The organism is Mycobacterium sp. GA-1841 (assembly GCF_001954135.1).
In the GTDB taxonomy this organism is placed as follows: domain Bacteria; phylum Actinomycetota; class Actinomycetes; order Mycobacteriales; family Mycobacteriaceae; genus Mycobacterium.
This window is the reverse complement of the sequence record NZ_MBEQ01000114.1, coordinates 32889-48347: the sequence shown is the minus strand read 5'-3', so window position 1 is coordinate 48347 and position 15459 is coordinate 32889. Positions and strand designations below refer to the sequence as shown.

General features: G+C 64.3%; 14 protein-coding genes. 8 read left to right on the top strand and 6 right to left on the bottom strand.

Annotated features, from left to right (window positions below; all coding sequences use genetic code 11):
• Nucleotides 1-181 precede the first annotated feature (181 nt).
• A complete protein-coding gene (locus A5740_RS29425) occupies nucleotides 182-898 on the bottom strand; it encodes a helix-turn-helix domain-containing protein (protein ID WP_076198958.1) in 717 nt (238 codons plus the stop codon).
• 1570 nt (nucleotides 899-2468) lie between these two features.
• On the opposite strand from A5740_RS29425, the gene A5740_RS25975 reads away from it, so the two are divergent.
• The 3 genes from A5740_RS25975 to A5740_RS25965 all read left to right on the top strand — a co-directional run bounded on the left by A5740_RS25975 (nucleotide 2469) and on the right by A5740_RS25965 (nucleotide 4499).
• Nucleotides 2469-2936 carry a hypothetical protein gene (locus A5740_RS25975; protein ID WP_076198954.1) on the top strand — a complete coding sequence of 156 codons (468 nt, stop codon included), beginning with the start codon at nucleotides 2469-2471 and terminating at the stop codon, nucleotides 2934-2936.
• A 49-nt stretch (nucleotides 2937-2985) separates the two neighbouring features.
• Nucleotides 2986-3507 (top strand): hypothetical protein, encoded by a 522-nt coding sequence (locus A5740_RS25970; protein ID WP_139335350.1) that lies wholly within the window; start codon nucleotides 2986-2988, stop codon nucleotides 3505-3507.
• An 812-nt stretch (nucleotides 3508-4319) separates the two neighbouring features.
• Nucleotides 4320-4499: a hypothetical protein gene (locus A5740_RS25965; protein WP_076198940.1), complete on the top strand. Its 180-nt coding sequence runs from the start codon at nucleotides 4320-4322 to the stop codon at nucleotides 4497-4499.
• 23 nt (nucleotides 4500-4522) lie between these two features.
• Here A5740_RS25965 and A5740_RS25960 read toward each other — a convergent pair whose 3' ends face one another.
• Nucleotides 4523-5998 carry a recombinase family protein gene (locus A5740_RS25960; protein WP_076198938.1) on the bottom strand — a complete coding sequence of 492 codons (1476 nt, stop codon included), beginning with the start codon at nucleotides 5996-5998 and terminating at the stop codon, nucleotides 4523-4525.
• Between A5740_RS25960 and A5740_RS25955 the strand changes: the two genes are divergently transcribed.
• The 3 genes from A5740_RS25955 (at nucleotide 5997) to A5740_RS25945 (ending at nucleotide 9332) form a co-directional block, all read left to right on the top strand.
• On the top strand, nucleotides 5997-7853 hold the full coding sequence (locus tag A5740_RS25955; RefSeq protein WP_076198936.1) for an Hsp70 family protein: 1857 nt from the start codon (nucleotides 5997-5999) through the stop codon (nucleotides 7851-7853). The genes A5740_RS25960 and A5740_RS25955 overlap by 2 nt on opposite strands.
• A gap of 47 nt (nucleotides 7854-7900) precedes the next feature.
• Nucleotides 7901-8350 (top strand): cupin domain-containing protein, encoded by a 450-nt coding sequence (locus A5740_RS25950; RefSeq protein WP_076198934.1) that lies wholly within the window; start codon nucleotides 7901-7903, stop codon nucleotides 8348-8350.
• Nucleotides 8351-8438: 88 nt separating this feature from the next.
• Entirely contained in the window at nucleotides 8439-9332 is an 894-nt protein-coding gene (locus A5740_RS25945) for a family 16 glycosylhydrolase (protein WP_076198932.1), read from the top strand.
• Nucleotides 9333-9344: 12 nt separating this feature from the next.
• On the opposite strand, the gene A5740_RS25940 is transcribed toward A5740_RS25945, so the two are convergent.
• The 4 genes from A5740_RS25940 to A5740_RS25925 are packed head-to-tail and all read right to left on the bottom strand — an operon-like array spanning nucleotide 9345 to nucleotide 13710.
• A complete protein-coding gene (locus A5740_RS25940; RefSeq protein WP_076198930.1) occupies nucleotides 9345-10361 on the bottom strand; it encodes a zinc-binding dehydrogenase in 1017 nt (338 codons plus the stop codon).
• Complete coding sequence (gene phnE / locus A5740_RS25935; RefSeq protein ID WP_076198928.1) at nucleotides 10337-11926, bottom strand: phosphonate ABC transporter, permease protein PhnE; 1590 nt, start codon at nucleotides 11924-11926, stop codon at nucleotides 10337-10339. Before phnE ends, A5740_RS25940 begins: the two co-directional genes overlap by 25 nt.
• Entirely contained in the window at nucleotides 11923-12735 is an 813-nt protein-coding gene (gene phnC, locus A5740_RS25930) for a phosphonate ABC transporter ATP-binding protein (RefSeq protein WP_076198926.1), read from the bottom strand. Before phnC ends, phnE begins: the two co-directional genes overlap by 4 nt.
• A 6-nt stretch (nucleotides 12736-12741) precedes the next feature.
• Nucleotides 12742-13710 carry a phosphate/phosphite/phosphonate ABC transporter substrate-binding protein gene (locus tag A5740_RS25925; protein WP_076198924.1) on the bottom strand — a complete coding sequence of 323 codons (969 nt, stop codon included), beginning with the start codon at nucleotides 13708-13710 and terminating at the stop codon, nucleotides 12742-12744.
• A 178-nt stretch (nucleotides 13711-13888) separates the two neighbouring features.
• Between A5740_RS25925 and A5740_RS25920 the strand changes: the two genes are divergently transcribed.
• Entirely contained in the window at nucleotides 13889-14614 is a 726-nt protein-coding gene (locus tag A5740_RS25920; RefSeq protein WP_076198922.1) for a GntR family transcriptional regulator, read from the top strand.
• A gap of 153 nt (nucleotides 14615-14767) precedes the next feature.
• Nucleotides 14768-15448 (top strand): hypothetical protein, encoded by a 681-nt coding sequence (locus tag A5740_RS25915; RefSeq protein WP_076198920.1) that lies wholly within the window; start codon nucleotides 14768-14770, stop codon nucleotides 15446-15448.
• Nucleotides 15449-15459 lie beyond the last annotated feature (11 nt).

Genomic DNA, 15459 nt, shown 5'->3' with positions numbered 1-15459 from the left:
TTTCTGCCGGAATCCGTCAGAGTCTGGGACGACTCTTACGGACACCCTGCCGATCTCGTGGCCTCCAGGTGAACTAGCCATCTAGCACCTTGCCTCCTTCCTGGGGGCATGAAAAAGACCCGCTAGCTTCGACGCTGCGGGCCTAACGTGTGTTGGTTGGTGTGGTGGGGCTCGAGACGCTCTAAGAGCGGCTCAGTATCTCGCCGGTTTCGTCGTCGACGTAAGTCGTCCACGGATCGGACGGCAGCGGCTTGTTTCTAGGCCAGGGGACCCGAACGTCTTTCGGTTCCACGTATTCCGACGTCGGGGGAGGTCCCCACGGATCTGAACTACCCCCATCGGTGACAGGTGAACTACCCGCATCCCTGCGGGGAGTCGGAATCTCATTGGTTGCAATGGGTGAAGGATCAACACCACTCGATCCCTCCCAAGGATCGAAGTGGTTCTCTAAAGAACCACCCTGTATGGGTGGTTCATGAGTAGTTGTATGAGTAGTTAGGACCGCATCCCTGCGGGTAGTACTACCCGCATCGGTGCAGGGAGTTGGATGCACGGCTGCCGGGGGTACTCCCTGCGTCCCTGCGGGGAGTTGGTCCGTGGGTGTCGATGGACTCCCTGCGTCCCTGCGGGGAGTGCAGAGCTGGTATTCGGTAGCTCTCTTGTATGAGTTGCCTTGCTTGATCTTTCGCAGCCATCCGGCCTCCACATTCTTTCGGATGTGCCGGCTTACCGTGTCAACCGATGCCCCGGTGTCCTTCGCAAGCGTCCGCTGTGAGGGGTAGCAAGTAAGGTCATCGAAGTCCGCGTAGGTCATCAGCGCGGCCATCGTCGCCTTTGTCTCATGCAAGTTCCGGTCGGCGCTGCGGAAATACAGCTTCGACCATTCAAAGACGTTCACGGTGTCGGCTCCACGGCGGTCAGCAGCCGAGCAGAAAGCTCGGCAAGCGTCGGTCGAGCGAATATCTCGGCTAGCTGGTCAGCCATCTTGGCCTTATCTCTGATCCTCTGCGAGTACCTACGTTGGTTCTCGCGCTGGCAGCGGATGCAGCCGCCGTTAGGCCGGCGATCCTGCGATGACTTGATAACGTGCCGCCCACTGCGGCAACGGATCTCATCCATAGTTGGCGGTCCTTTCAATTTCGATAGCTGTATCGGTAAGTCGTCAAAAAAGCCCCCGGCTCCCCGACGCAAGCGAACGTCGGGGAGTCAGCCCGGACAGTGCTGTCCGGTGGGCTAGGTGCGTCGAACACTGGGAGTCAGACAGCGGAGCACGCTAGACGAGAAAGCGGCGAATCATATACACCGTTCCCATACTTAACAAGCTAATCGGCCATGCATGTCTGTGATCTTCCACACATTAGTTGCCTTGCTCCACGGACTGCGAAGCCGGTAGGTCTTGCTAACGGTGTGGGTGACGGCTGTTTCATGCTCGTCGTAGTGCCACACGTTGAGCCTGCGACGTCTCACCGGGGGACGTGACTGGACGTACCAACCTCGTTCGTCCCTGGGCCATTTGCGGCCTGCTCGTCTCCGTTTGTTGCGTCGCTCCCTGCCTCCGACAGTCGAGCAGCTTTCAGAGCAGTATTTGCGTCGACCCTCCGGTATCTCGTTTCCGCAGCGACACACCGTCAACGCTTCCGACCATCGGTCTCCACCTATCACCGCTCGACCTAGCAGCTCGTCGCTAAGCGATCGTTCGTCTGCCCAACCTTTGGACACGTGCCACGTGCCGGCTGGCATTGTGTTCTTTACCGCGTCAACGTCAGCAGCCTTGCCCGAGTGAAGATCTCGTCTCCCACCCCGTTTGGTGGGCTCGTGGTTGAACAGTCCCGTACCTCCCACAGGAGTGTTCTCGTCGGGTATGCGAGTTTCGGCGAACGCTGAGCCTCTGTGGTCGTGGGATTTTGTAGCGGGGGTCTCGTAACCCGCTGCGGGCTCCCACTTCTTCGATGACTTCGATTCCTCGGGCATCAGCGGCATATCTGCCTCTAGGTCTAGCCACTCTTTTGTGGCTACCTGTCGATCTAGGCCTTTGGCGAACGATCCTCCGAGGTACTCCAGATCCTCCGTACTCCAGTTCTCCAGTCGGTAGGTTCGGTTCTGCGTCACGACGCAACCTCTACGAGGTCGGGGTGAGGTCCTGGGATGAACCTGCACTCGCAATCGTCAGCGTGCCACCGGAACGCACCGGGCCACGCTTGCCGGCACCGTGGGTCTGTACTCGCCTCATGTAACAACCCGGCATAGACCAGCTCCCCGACTAGGTGAGCCACCCGACGACCGCGCTGTGCGGCCAGCTCTGCGATGGATAAGACCCCTGCGTCTTCCTCTATGTCTGTTGGGTACGGGTACTTAAAAGTTCGGCTCTCCATGCGTTCCCTCTCTGTATTCGGATCGTCTCCGCTGACGGATAGACCGTCTCATGAGACAGTCGACTATGTCAATACCGTTCTGATACGGTCGAGATCATGGAGATTCGCAAGATGAACCCCGACATCGAGACCGGCTACGAGGACGGTCAACTGGTGATGGTGAAGGTCAGCGGCAACCTGGGCTATGCCGAACTAATGCACGCGGCAAAGCAGATTCAAGAATTTGCGAGACGCGAGTTTGGTTCAGGCCTGATGCCGAACCTTGAGGCAGTAGCTGGGAAGATTGCCAAGGACGTGGTCCGTGAGGTTGCGGAACCACGACGTGGGACGGTCAGTGACGATTACTTGGCACGGCTGGCGGTTGCATACGAGGAACTGGCACCCCAAGGCAGGGACGTTTCAGCGCGGTTGGCTGTGGAGCTGGGTAGACCGCTATCGACCGTCAAGCGTCACATCAGGCTAGCTAGGGATAAAGGGTTTCTCACCGAGGCGGTTGTAGGCCGCGAGGGTGGTGAAGCAACCGAAAGTGCGCGCAAGCTGCTAGCCGGAACAGATCGGAAATAGCTACCTGGCAGCGGTTTTCGTGCGATGTCAAGCATCTACGATGCCTCACGTGACGGTTCGAATCGTGATTACAGGCAAGCTAGGGAAGACGGTCGAGGCTGACGCGCTGGCGTGGTTGGCGCGATGCATCGCGGACGTGCGTCCCGACGAGGTTGTCTGCTTCGAAGCGTCTATTCCGATGCTTGACCAACTGCGGGAGGTCTACGCGGGGCCTATCGGAATCCACGCGGGGGAGTTCGATCCACGGCACGGGGTCATCGAACTACAGGACGTCCACAGCATCGGCCCCGGCTGGGTGACGATGTGTCGAATCGACGGCTGCGAGCCAAGCGAGATCGCCGGCAATACCGCTCTGCGCGCTGCGAAGGCGCTCCAAACGAGCGTTGTGCTCGGACATACCGGAAGGTTGGGTATCGGCTCCTGCACTACCGGATACGGAGGCGAGGCCGCTTGGACTGTGACCGGCATGGAAGTCGGACGATGTGAGCAAGCGGTAGGGCTGCTCACGATAGATGGTCTGAACGTCGAGCCGGAGATTGTGCAATTGCGGTCGCGATCAACGCGAAACTAGAGCTCGCTGCGGAGGTCGTGAACTTCTACATCCTCGCGAACAGTATGTTCTCGCGCTTAACGGTGGAGAAGGCGCAATGTCTTCTCCGGCCAGCGGTAATGCGGATACTCGCCGGCTGTGGATAACTTCTCATGTGTTCATAACGCGGCATGACGGCATGTGCGCGTCGGTTCGCTCGAATAGCGTTTTATGCATGACTTTCGGGATCTTGACCCTCATCGCTCTCGGAGTGCTCTCGCTCGTCGCGCTACGTCTATGGCTTACCTACTGCAACGGCATCGCAAACGCTCATCCCAAGCACGCTGCCAAGATCATCGAGGCCTCTGGCCGATGGCTTCCGAGACTTCCACCGGGCAAAGGTGGGTGATGTCGATGTGGTTATCGGTGGACCACCGTGCCAAGGATTCATGGAACCGGGAAGCCCGACTCAACGTCTAACCGGGTATGGATGAAATCGAACGTGAAGCGATGAGAAGACGGCTGGGACCCCGATGACCCAGCCGTGGTGGCGGCAATAGATCTGGTGCGTTGGGATTTGGAGCTATTAGCTAGCACATTTGGGGAGGACGTGAAAGCCGGGGAGTGTCAAACGCGGGCGACACGCCGGGACCGCTCTTGAAAAGTTTGATCCACATTCATGGTTTTTTGCCTTGGCCTGCGGAAATGGTCCCGGTCTCTGTGGATTTGAGCGCTTGTGAATCGAGTTATACACAGGGATAGGTCGGGTGTAGGCGCGGTTATCCACATTCCGCTCACAGGATTGCTAACAGGGATGGTTTCAAGTTGATGCGGAAACCTCTACGTTGTGCGTCATGACCGCTCTGGGCTTCGCAATCGCCATCGCTATGACTTCCGCTTTCACGTTTTGTGTGTGGCTGGGGTTCTCTGCGCTGATTACGCATCTGCATCCCAAAGAAGCCGAAAAGATCATCCGTGCAACGGGCCGGTGGTTTCCGCTTCGGATGCCTCTGCGATGGCCGTGGCACAAGTGAGGGCGGCTGATGAAGTCAGCCGGTCAGCGCATCGTCATCCTGTCCCGAATGTCATCCGGCACATGAAGGTTGCTCTTGAAAGCCCCACCTTGGTTGCGGGTCCTGCCCTCTAGCAGGACCTCGTACCGGATACCGGAGTCGAGCAACAGTCTCCGTCTAGCATCGGCATCGGAGTCGAGCGACTCCCAAAGCTCCCGATACTTCTGCCCGGTGGCAACGTGTTCCGTCCTGGCCGGCTGGACCGGCAGAGCCTCCAGCTCAACTATCCGAGCGTCGAGCTCTGAGATCTGCTCTGCGAGCGTCTCCATGACAGCGAGCGATGTCGCCTTACGCATAGCCTCGGTGATTACCTCTAGCCGCATACGTGCCGCTTCCAGCTCGTCGGTGTGGTCCGACGCCGGGAGTATCACCGGCACGTAAACCTCGGTATCCCCGAGCTCGTCTAGGAACGCTTCCTCTAGAACCTGCTCCAGCCATTGGGCGGTGATCTGATCGCCGTGTCGGGGCCTCTCCGGGCAGTAGTAATAGCGGTATCTCTTGCCCTTGGCCAGCTGGGACTTTTGGTGCATCGGACGCTGACACTCCAGGCAGACCGCGATACCGAGCAGCGGGGAAGCGTTGCCGGTGCGGTTGGTCGTCTTCGGACGCTTGCGGAGGTCTAGAACAGCTTGCAGCGAACGATATTCCGACGCTGACAGGATCGGCTCGGACTTCATAACCTCGGGGTCTGCATCTCCCCGGTGGACGGTGTACCCGAGCAGAGTCTTGGACTCCAGCAGCCGGTGCAGCGTCGTGGTACTCCAGGCTGCTCCCGTCGTCGGCTTGTCCTGTAGCTCCCTCTGTCGATCCCTCGGAGACGAGACACCCTCGGCGGTCAGCCGGTCAGCGATGGACTGGACAGAATCACCGCGCACGACGTCGGAGACGATACGGCGGATTACCTCTACTGCCACGGTGTCGTGGACTAGCTTCCATCCACCATCGGGGAGCTTCTGCGGTTTGAGCCCGTAATGCACGGTCTCACCGGCCCACCGGCTTTCAGCCCGCAGCTTCTTACGGGCTTGGGTAGTCCGCTCTTTGATTGCGTTGCGTTCGACCTCGGCGAAGATCGAGGCGAGTTTTACCCACACCTGTCCCATCTGGGTATCGGTGTCGATCCCGTCGTCTACGCAAACGATGCGCTTGCCACGCTCCAGGCACCAGCGCAACAGAGTCTCGGTGTCCATCGAAGACCTAGAGATTCTGTCGAGCTTCCAGGCCACCAGGACGTCCCAAGGTTCTGGGGGAGTGTCGGTAAGCCACTTGCCGAGTGATGCGCGTTTGAATGGGTCTACCGCCCCGGATATGTCCATATCTTCTGAGATCGACACAACCGTGGCAGGCTTGTTGCCTTGTGCCCACCACTCGATACGTTCCCGCTGCCGATCGGGGGAGGTTGATTCGTCTGTCAGTTTCGACAAACGCACAGCTCCGAGCACCCGGAGAGGAGCGGTAGACATGGTTGAGCACTCTAGCCCGTTGGGGTTGTCGATCGGGACCACCAACTTGGTTGCGGCGCGTGTCGGCAATCAACCTGTCAGCCGGCGTTCGGTGTTGACCTTGTCGACGGACCGGACGCCGCAGGTCGGTGTGCCCGAATCCGGTCACGGTGTCACGCTGAGCGGATTCGTCGAGCGGGTCGGCGACCCGGTGCCGTTGGTGGCGCCCGACGGCTCCTCCTATCCCGCCGACACCCTGCTGGTCGAGGCCCTCGACGCGATGGTCGAGTTGGCCGGCGGCCCGTCCGGGCAACTGGCCATCGCCGTGCCCGCCCACTGGGGCGCGCCCACGATGCGCGCCCTGCGCAACGCGCTGCGCACCAATCCGAACCTGTCCCGCGACGGAATGCCCGCCCGGCTGATTCCCGACGCCGTCGCCTCCCTGGCCGCGCTGCGGGCAAACCCCGGCCTGCCGGCCAATGGTGTGGTGGCGTTGCTCGACTTCGGCGGCGGAGGCACCAGCATCACGCTGGCGGACGCCGCCGCGGCGTTCGAACCGATCGACGAGACCGTCCGGTATCCGGATTTCTCCGGAGACCAGATCGACCAGGCCCTGCTGAGCCATGTGCTCGACGGCGTCGCCCAGGCCGGCGGGATCGATCCGGCAGGTACCGCGGCGGTCGGGTCGCTGGCCCGGCTGCGCGAGGAATGCCGTCAGGCCAAGGAACGGTTGTCGGCGGACACCGCGACGGATCTGGGGGTCGAGCTGCCCGGGTATTCCGCCACCGTGCGAGTGACCCGGACCGAACTCGAGTCGTTGATGCGCACGCCGCTGTCGGGGGCGTTGGACGCTCTGGAAAAGGCGTTGGAGCGCAACGGTATCGGTTGGCCGGCGATCTCGGCGGTGGTGACCATCGGTGGCGGCGCCAGCATTCCCCTGGTGACGCAACAACTTTCGGAGCATTCCCATGCGGTGGTGGTGACGACACCGCAACCGGCGCTGGACGGCGCGATCGGCGCCGCGTTGTCGGCCGCCTACCTGGCCGACGCCGACGCGCACACCGGCATGGCCTCCACCCTGGGTGTCGCGGCGGCCCTTCCGACAGCTGGAATGCCGACGGAGGCAACCGGTTCGGTGGAGGAGGGCTCGTCGACCTTTCGCGCGCTGGCCTGGTCGGAAGACCAAGCCGGCGACGACGTGGTGCCCTACACCGGGCCGGATCTGGTCGAGTCCTACGGCAGTGAGACTGCAGCCCGTCCGGCTGTGCAGTACGTACCGCCCACCGGGCCGATCGAGCAACCACGCGACGGTTGGCAGCGGTTGCCGTTGACGGTGTTCGCGGTGGCCGTCGCCCTGGTCGTGGTGGCCATCGGCGGCGTCACGTACGCGTTGACGAGCTCCACCGGTACGGCACCGAGCACCGACGTCAAGACCGCCGAACCCAAGCCGATGCCGCAGGAGGTGGCGCCGAGCCCGGTCGAGCCTCCGCCGGCGGTCGAGCCGCCACCGGCCCCCGTGACCCAAGAGCCCGCGCCGCCGCCGGTGACGGTGACGCAGGCCCCGCCGCCGCCGGTGACCGAGACGCGTGTCGTCACACAGACGACGACGCCGCCTCCCCCGACGACGACCACCACAACCACGACGACCACGACACCGTCGACGACCACAAGCACCACGACCACCACGCCGCCGACCACCACGACGACGACCACCAATCCGATGACGACGACGTACGTCACGGTGCCGTTTGTCCCGGTGCCCATTCCGATTCAGGTACCCAACCGCGGCGAGACGCAGAATCCGTACCCGTACCAGCCGCAGAACCCCTACCCGTACCAGCCGCAGCCGCAGAACCCGTTCCAGCCGTATCCCTGACGGCCTGACCCGGTCGCTGTACCTTTCGGTCAACACCGGGAGGGCAGATGAGGCTCGTACACCTGATCGCAGTCGGGGCCATGATCACCGCCGCCCCAGGCGTATTGGCCGCGCCCGCCGCCGCCACACCCGCCGAAGGTGAGGTGGTGCGCACCGATCTGGGCCAGGGCACTACCACCACGCCCATCTGGGTTGTCACCGCGGGGCAGCCCACCACCCTGTACGTCCAGAACCTTGTTCTCAAACCGGGGGCCGGCAGCGGCTGGCACCGCCACCCCGGGCCGGAGCAGTCGGTGATCAACGATGGTGCTGTGGTGGTGCAAACGGCACCCGACTGCTCGCCGGTGACGTGCACCGCGGGCCAGGTGGTGATGATTCCGGGCGGCGTGGTGCACCGGGTGACCAATGAAGGCGCCGAAGACGCCGACGTGGTCGTCACCTACACCCTGCCTGCCGAAGCCCCGGTGCGTGACGACGCGCCAGCCCTGTGCCCCTAGCCTGCGGAAACCTGTTCGAGCTCCTGGGAACTTGGACCGCCTTCGGAAATGTGGGTAAGAGTTCGGTTAAGGTTCTGCTGTGCCTGAGATGGATCGTCGCAGTGTGATGTTCATGATGGGTCTGGGGGTGGCAGCCGCCGCGTTGCCGGCCGGGATGGCCAACGCCGACCCGGCAATTGGTGATAATCCGCCCGGACCGGGCCCCAACGCGCCGTCTCCCGGCGGTTCCACCGCCCCGGGCGCCGCGGCGCCGTCGCCGACGTTCCTGTTCCAGGACGAGTTCAACGGTCCGGCCGGCGCTCCGCCCGACCCGACGTGGTGGCATCTGATCCCGGAGCGCGAGACCATCAAGAACCCGGTCGAGTGGGACAAGCCGTTCAACATGGGCCGCTATGTCACCGACACCGAGCACGCCTTCCAGGACGGCAAGGGCAACCTGGTGATCCGTGCGACGCGCGGCCCGGGCACCACGGTCCAGGAGAAGTACGCCAGCGCCAAGGTCGTCGGCAACTGGCGTGGCGGTATCGGGACCACGTGGGAGGCCCGGGTCAAGCTCAACTGCCTCACCGACGGAGCCTGGCCGGCGTTCTGGCTGCTCAATGATGACCCGGTCCGCGGTGGCGAGGTCGACCTGGTGGAGTGGTACGGCAACCGCGACTGGCCGTCGGGCACCACCGTGCATGCGCGTCTGGACGGTGAGTCGTTCGCCACCGACCCGCATCCGATCGACAGTGCGTGGCACACCTGGCGGATGTCGTGGACGCCGCAGGGTATGTACTTCTGGAAGGACTATGCCCCCGGCATGGAGCCCTTCTTCGAGGTGCCGGCAAATTCCTTGCAGGACTGGCCTTTCAACGATCCCGGTTACACCTTGGTGCCGGTGTTCAACATCGCCGTCGGCGGCTCGGGCGGCCGCGATCCGAGCGGTGGCAACTACCCCGCCGAGATGTTGGTCGACTGGATCCGCGTCTTCCAGGGCTGAGCTTTCCCGGTGTCAGGGTGAGACTGCCCGGCGCAGCTTACCTGCCGGCGGTGGACGCAGCGCCGAGTCGATCTGGGACAGCGGCACCGGCTCGGTGACCAAGCTCTGCCACGGGTAACGGTCGCGGGTGCGGACGAGAAAGTCCACGGCACCGTGCAGATGTCGAGGCTCGTAGTTGTGCACACCGGTGATCGTCAACCAGTGCCGCACGACGGTCTCCGGGTCCACCGCCAGCGCCGGGCCCGGGGTCACCGACCCGGCCAACACCAGGGTGCCGCCGATGTCGAGGCGACCCAGCGCATCGGAGACCGCCGCGGAAGATCCCGTGTAGTCGATCGCCACGTCGACCGGATTTCTGTCGGAGGCCCGGCCACCGAACCGCGTCGCCACCGCCATCCGGTCGGCATTGCGGTCGATCACCTGGACGTCGGCTCCGGCCTCGGCGCAGGCCGCAATCGCGGTGAGCCCCAGCATGCCTGCCCCACCGATCAGTACCCGCCGTCCGGACAGGTCACCGGCGGCCTCCAAGGTGGCCATCACTGTCGCCGTTGCACATGCCGCCGGTGCCGCCACCGCGTCGGGCAGTGCCTCGGGCACCACGGCAATCGTGGTGCCACGCGGCAGAACCACATGTGCGGCATAGGAACCCGACAACGGCCAGTCCCCGTCGAACGGTTCGTGGCCCACCTTGCGCACCGACTCGCATTTGGCGCTCCGGTCGGACCGGCAGCGCCCGCAGGTGCCGCATGCCACGGTCACTGACCAGATGATGCGTTGGCCTACTCGGACATTCGCGTCGCAGCCGACATGGACAACCTCACCGACCGCCTCATGACCGAGGACCGAGGGGCACGCCGCGGGGCGCCGACCGCTCACGGTGTGCAGATCACTGCCGCACACCGTGGCCAACCGGACCCGGACCAGAACCTCGCCGGCCCCGAGTTCGGGAATCGGCACCGTTCTCAACCTGATGTCCGAGGTGCCGGCCCAGACCGCGGCCACCGTCACACCAGGTGCGCACGAATCCATCCGGACAACCTTTCGATGGCGTAGACGATCACGAAGATGACGATCACGATGGCCCCGGCGACGTCGAAGTTCAGCGTGCGGATCGACTCGAACAGCAGGTAGCCGACCCCGCCCGCGCCGACGATGCCCAGGATCGTCGAGGTCCGCACATTGACGTCGAACAAGTACAGGCTGGAGCCGACCATGGCGGGCATGGCTTGCGGGATCACCCCGGAGCACAACATCTTCCACCAGCCGCCGCCCACGGACCGAATTGCCTCCAGTGGCTCGGGCTCGATCTCCTCGACCGCGTCGGCGACCAGTTTGGCCAGGAAACCGACCGACCCGATGGCCAGCGCGCACGTTCCGGCGATCGGGCCGAGGCCCAACGCGGCGACGAACACCACGGCCAGGATCAGTTCGGGTACCGCCCGTACCGCCAGGATCCAGGCCCGTGCCGCCCAGTACACCGCTGGATGTGGAGTGACGTTGCGAGCGGCGAGGATTCCGACGGGAATCGACAGCACGATGCCGATCGCCGTGGAAACCACACCGATCGCGACGGTTTGCCCAGCGGCGGTGAACAATTCGCTGCCCAGCGCCGAGAAGTCGGGTGGGATCATCCGGGTGAACACCTCGATCGCCGGACCGACCCAGGTGACCAGAGACAGCGGACTGACTTTGAGCACCACCAGGGAGATCACGCACACCCCGCCCAGCGCCCCGCCGAACACGAAGCGGGCGACGCGATCGCGGGCCGGGCTCGAGTGACCAGAGTCCAACAGCATCCGCCGGATCACGATGGACAGCAGTTCCATGGCGGCGATGATCACCAAGATGGCGCAGGCGATGCCGAGTGCCCGCGGATAGATCAAGCCCCGCAAGGCGTCCTGCAGCGCGAAACCGATGCCGCCGGCGCCGACGAAACCGAGGACGACCGACATGCGCAGGTTGATGTCGATGCGGTAGATGAACGTCGCGATCCAGGACGGGACGGCCTGCGGCACCACGGCATTGAGCATTTCGCGGAGATAGCCGACGCCCGTGCTGCGCACCGCCTCGCGCGGTCCAGGGCCGGTTTGTTCGATGGCATCGGCGAACACCTTGCCGAGCATGCCGATGGAATGCAGGGCCAACGCGAGGATGCCGGGGAGCACTCCGATTCCGAGGGCACGTACGAACAACACGGCGAACAACAGGTCCGGCATGGCCCGGCAGAAGGTGATGATCGCCCGCGCCACGGCCTGTACCGCCGGATGCGGTGTGGTGTTGCGGGCGGCCAGGAAGGCCAGCGGCACTGAGGCGATCGCCGCCAGCACGGTACCCAGTACCGCCATCAGCAGGGTCTCGACCGCCAGCCCGGCGATCCGTCCCGGGTCGTCCAGTCGTGGTGGCAGCATGCGCTGCAGCAGCGCTGCCACGTCGTCGAAACCGTTGAGCAGCGTCGTCGGGGCGAAGTCGATCGACCAGGCGGCGACGATTGTGGCCAGCAGCGCACCGACGGTGACCAGGTGCAGCAAGCCGGGCAGTGGCGGGCGGGCTGCCGGCGCGGGCGGGGCGGAGCGTTCGGTGAGGTCGGTGCTCACGACGGCCGGGCCGCCGAATGTGTTGCGGGGTCGACGCGTTGGTAGATCTCCATGACGTCGTCGCGAGTCATCCCGACGGCGGGGCGGTCCAGGATCTTCTGACCGTTGCGCAGACCCACCAGTCGGTGCGCCCAACCCAACGCGAGGTCGACCTGGTGCAGTGTGCACACCACGGTGAGCTTCTCCTCGATGCACACACGGAACAACAGATCCATGACCACGTCGGCATTCTCGGGATCCAGCGATGCCACGGGTTCGTCGGCGAGCACCAGGCCGGGCCGCTGCATCAGGGTGCGCGCGATCGCAATGCGCTGCTGTTGGCCGCCGGAGAGGGTGTCGGCGCGCCGGTCGGCGTAGTCGACCAAACCGACGCGGTCCAAATGTCCCAAGGCCTCGGCCCGCATGGCCCTCGGGTAGGTCAACGCGCCGTAGCGGGGCAGCCGCAGTTGCCCGAGCCCACCGATCAACACGTTTTCCAGGCAGCTCAACCGGCCGACCAGATTGAAATGCTGGAACACGAACCCCACATTGCGGCGCAGCGCGCGCAGCTGTTTGGCCGATGCGGTGTCGACGTGGGTGCCGCCGACTTCCACGCTGCCGGAGGTGACGGGCTGCAGTCCGTTCAGGCAGCGCAGCAGCGTGGATTTACCCGAGCCGGACAGACCGAGCAGTACCAGCATCTCGCTGCGTCGGACGTCGAGGCTGACCCGGTCCAGCGCCAGGGTGTCCCCGAAGCGCTTGGTCACGTCGCGGGCGATGACGACGAGATCGTCGCCCGCGACGGGATGGTGAGGGCCGTTGGTGCTCACTGGTTCTCAGCCCTTGCACTTCTCGGAGCCGGTGACGTCGCAGACGTGACGTACTCCGTCGTAGTCGGCATCCTGGGCCGGTGCGAATCCCCAGGCGCGTTCGTCGGTCATCCGGCACGCGTCACCTTGGCAAAAGCCTTCTGCCTCAAGGTTGGTGACGTTGGCCTTGTCGGTGAAGATCGTCTTGAGCTTGTCGATGGCCTCGGTGCCCAGCGAGTCGTTGGCGGCGGCCACCGATCCGGCGATCATCTCGGATTTCCAGATGGTCTTGAGTTGGCCGGGCTTGAGATCGCCCTTGGCGATCATGGTCTTGTCGACCATGGTGTCGAACGCGAAGCCGGCGTCGCAGTCGCCGTTGGCGATGGCGAGGGCAGAGGAGTCGTGTCCACCGGCGTAGATCGGGGACATTGCCGAGGAGATGTCGGCTTCGGAACCGGATTTGATCACCCCGGCCTCGATCAGGCCGGCGGTCGGATAGAGAAATCCCGAGGTCGAGCCGGGGTCGACGAAGCAGACCTTCTTGCCGGCGAAGTCCTTGAGGCCGTTGATGTTCGATTCGTCGGCGCGGGCCAGGCCGTAGGACTGGTAGCCGGGTTGGGCGCCCGGTTCCTGGATCACCGCGCCGACCGGGGTGATCTTGGCGCCGTTGACGCCGGCCACCACATACGCGAACGGCCCGAAGAAGGCCAGGTCGACGTTGTCGGCAATGATTCCCTCGACCACGCCGGCGTAGTCGGAAGCCTGGACGAAGTCGACCTTGGCGCCGGTCTCCTTCTCCAGCAGCTTGATCAGCGGTTCGTAACTGGCCTTGAGGTCGGTGGAGTTCTCGGCCGGGATCGCCGCCAAGGTCAAGGTTTGGGGAAAGCCCTGAGCGGTCTTGGCCTCGGAGTCATCGGAAGTCGAGCATCCGGACAACGTGAGGGCGGCGCTGGCGGCGACCACGGCAACTGCGGTACAGGCGGTGCGGAACGTCATGGCGGGCGGGACCTTTCGGGGTGGAAGCGTTTGACGGACAGAACCTCTCGATGAGGCCGGTTCTGCCACGCCCCACACCCTGTGGGGTGGTCTATACCAACGGGTGCACCGAAGAAGGCCGCGAGGTTAACAGCATTGAACGTCTTTGGTCTAGACCAACACTTGCTACCGTGAGCGGGTGTCCGCGAGTGCAGAACCCCGGGTGCTCAAGCATCAGGTGGTGCGTGCCCAACTCGAGCGACTGCTCGATGACCTTGCGGTCGGCGACCCATTTCCCGCGGAGCGAGAACTCGCCGACCGATTCGACGTCGCGCGCGAGACCGTCCGGCAGGCGTTGCGTGAGCTGTTGCTGGCCGGCCGCATCGAACGACGTGGCCGGACCACCGTCGTCGCGCGGCCCAAGATCCTGCAGCCGCTGTCGATGGGCTCCTACACCGAGGCCGCCAAAGAGCAGGGCCGCAGCGGCGGGCGGATCCTGGTCGGCTGGAGCGACCTGATCGCCGATGACCTCCTGGCGGCTCAGCTGGCGATCGAGGTGGACGCGCCCATCCTGCAGCTGGAGCGGGTCTTGACCACCGACGGCGTACGGGTGGGACTGGAGACCACCAAGTTGCCGGCCGCCCGGTACCCGGGCCTCCGGGAGACGTTCGACTACCGTGACTCGCTCTACGCCGAGATCCGTAGCCGTGGCATCCACTTCGAGCGCACCGTCGACAGCATCGAGACCGCCCTTCCGGACTCGCGCGAATCAGCACTTCTGACCGTCGACAGCCGCACGCCGATGTTTCTGCTCAACCGGGTCTCCTACGACCAGGATGGCGTGCCGATCGAGCAGCGCCGCTCCCTGTACCGGGGAGATCGGATGACGTTCACCGCGGTGATGCACGCCCCCGAGGGACGCTGAGCGCAGTCTTAGAAAATCGTTTTTACCGTGACCAATTTGTGACCTTTGACCTGCCGAAACACGCCGACGACAAGCTTGACAGGCGGTTAAGGAAACTCTCAGAACGGGGGAGCGGTTGCTGTAATCCGTCAGAAGTGCCCGTATGGTGCCCGTGTGGGCCGACACGCATTAGCCAGCCCGCGGCGGCGCAAACTCCCGGCCGTTGCGGCGGCATTCGCGGCACCGGTCGCTGCGTTCCTCGCCGTCGGCGCTGATGCCCATCCATACCCCGCACAGGAGCCCGCCAAACCTGCCGCGGCTCCCGCGACCGAGGTGCCGCCCTGCTGCCTGGAGATCGTGTCGGCACCGGCCGCGTCCGCCTCGACCGCCGTGGCCCAGACCGTCACCCTGAGCGCGGCGCAGACGCAGCCTGGCACGGCCTCGCGCTGGCGTGTCATCAACATTCCGCAGCTGCTGCCCGTCGGCGTCGCCCCGGAACGGGGACTGCAAGTCAAGACGATCCTGGCCGCCCGCAGCGTCAGCGCGGACTTCCCGGAGATTCATCAGATCGGCGGCGTCCGTCCGGACGCGCTGCGCTGGCACCCGAACGGGCTGGCGCTGGACGTGATGATCCCCAACGCCAGCAGCGCCGCGGGCATCGAGCTGGGCAACCGGATCGTCTCCTACGCGCTCAAGAACGCCGACAAGTTCGCGCTGCAGGACGCCATCTGGCGGGGCACCTATTACACGCCTGACGGCGGTGCGCAGTCCGGCGGCTACGGGCACTACGACCATGTGCACCTCACCACCAAAGGTGGCGGCTACCCGACCGGCGGCGAGCTGTACCTGCGCTGAGCGTGTCATCG

Excerpts from the sequence above, each read along its gene's own strand:
- A5740_RS25965 (WP_076198940.1), top strand. The coding sequence starts at position 4,320 with ATGACCGCTCTGGGCTTCGCAATCGCCATCGCTATGACTTCCGCTTTC.
- A5740_RS25975 (WP_076198954.1), top strand. The coding sequence starts at position 2,469 with ATGGAGATTCGCAAGATGAACCCCGACATCGAGACCGGCTACGAGGAC.
- A5740_RS25955 (WP_076198936.1), top strand. The coding sequence starts at position 5,997 with ATGGTTGAGCACTCTAGCCCGTTGGGGTTGTCGATCGGGACCACCAAC.
- A5740_RS25960 (WP_076198938.1), bottom strand. The coding sequence starts at position 5,998 with ATGTCTACCGCTCCTCTCCGGGTGCTCGGAGCTGTGCGTTTGTCGAAA.
- A5740_RS25925 (WP_076198924.1), bottom strand. The coding sequence starts at position 13,710 with ATGACGTTCCGCACCGCCTGTACCGCAGTTGCCGTGGTCGCCGCCAGC.
- A5740_RS25945 (WP_076198932.1), top strand. The coding sequence starts at position 8,439 with ATGGATCGTCGCAGTGTGATGTTCATGATGGGTCTGGGGGTGGCAGCC.
- A5740_RS25950 (WP_076198934.1), top strand. The coding sequence starts at position 7,901 with ATGAGGCTCGTACACCTGATCGCAGTCGGGGCCATGATCACCGCCGCC.
- A5740_RS25940 (WP_076198930.1), bottom strand. The coding sequence starts at position 10,361 with ATGGATTCGTGCGCACCTGGTGTGACGGTGGCCGCGGTCTGGGCCGGC.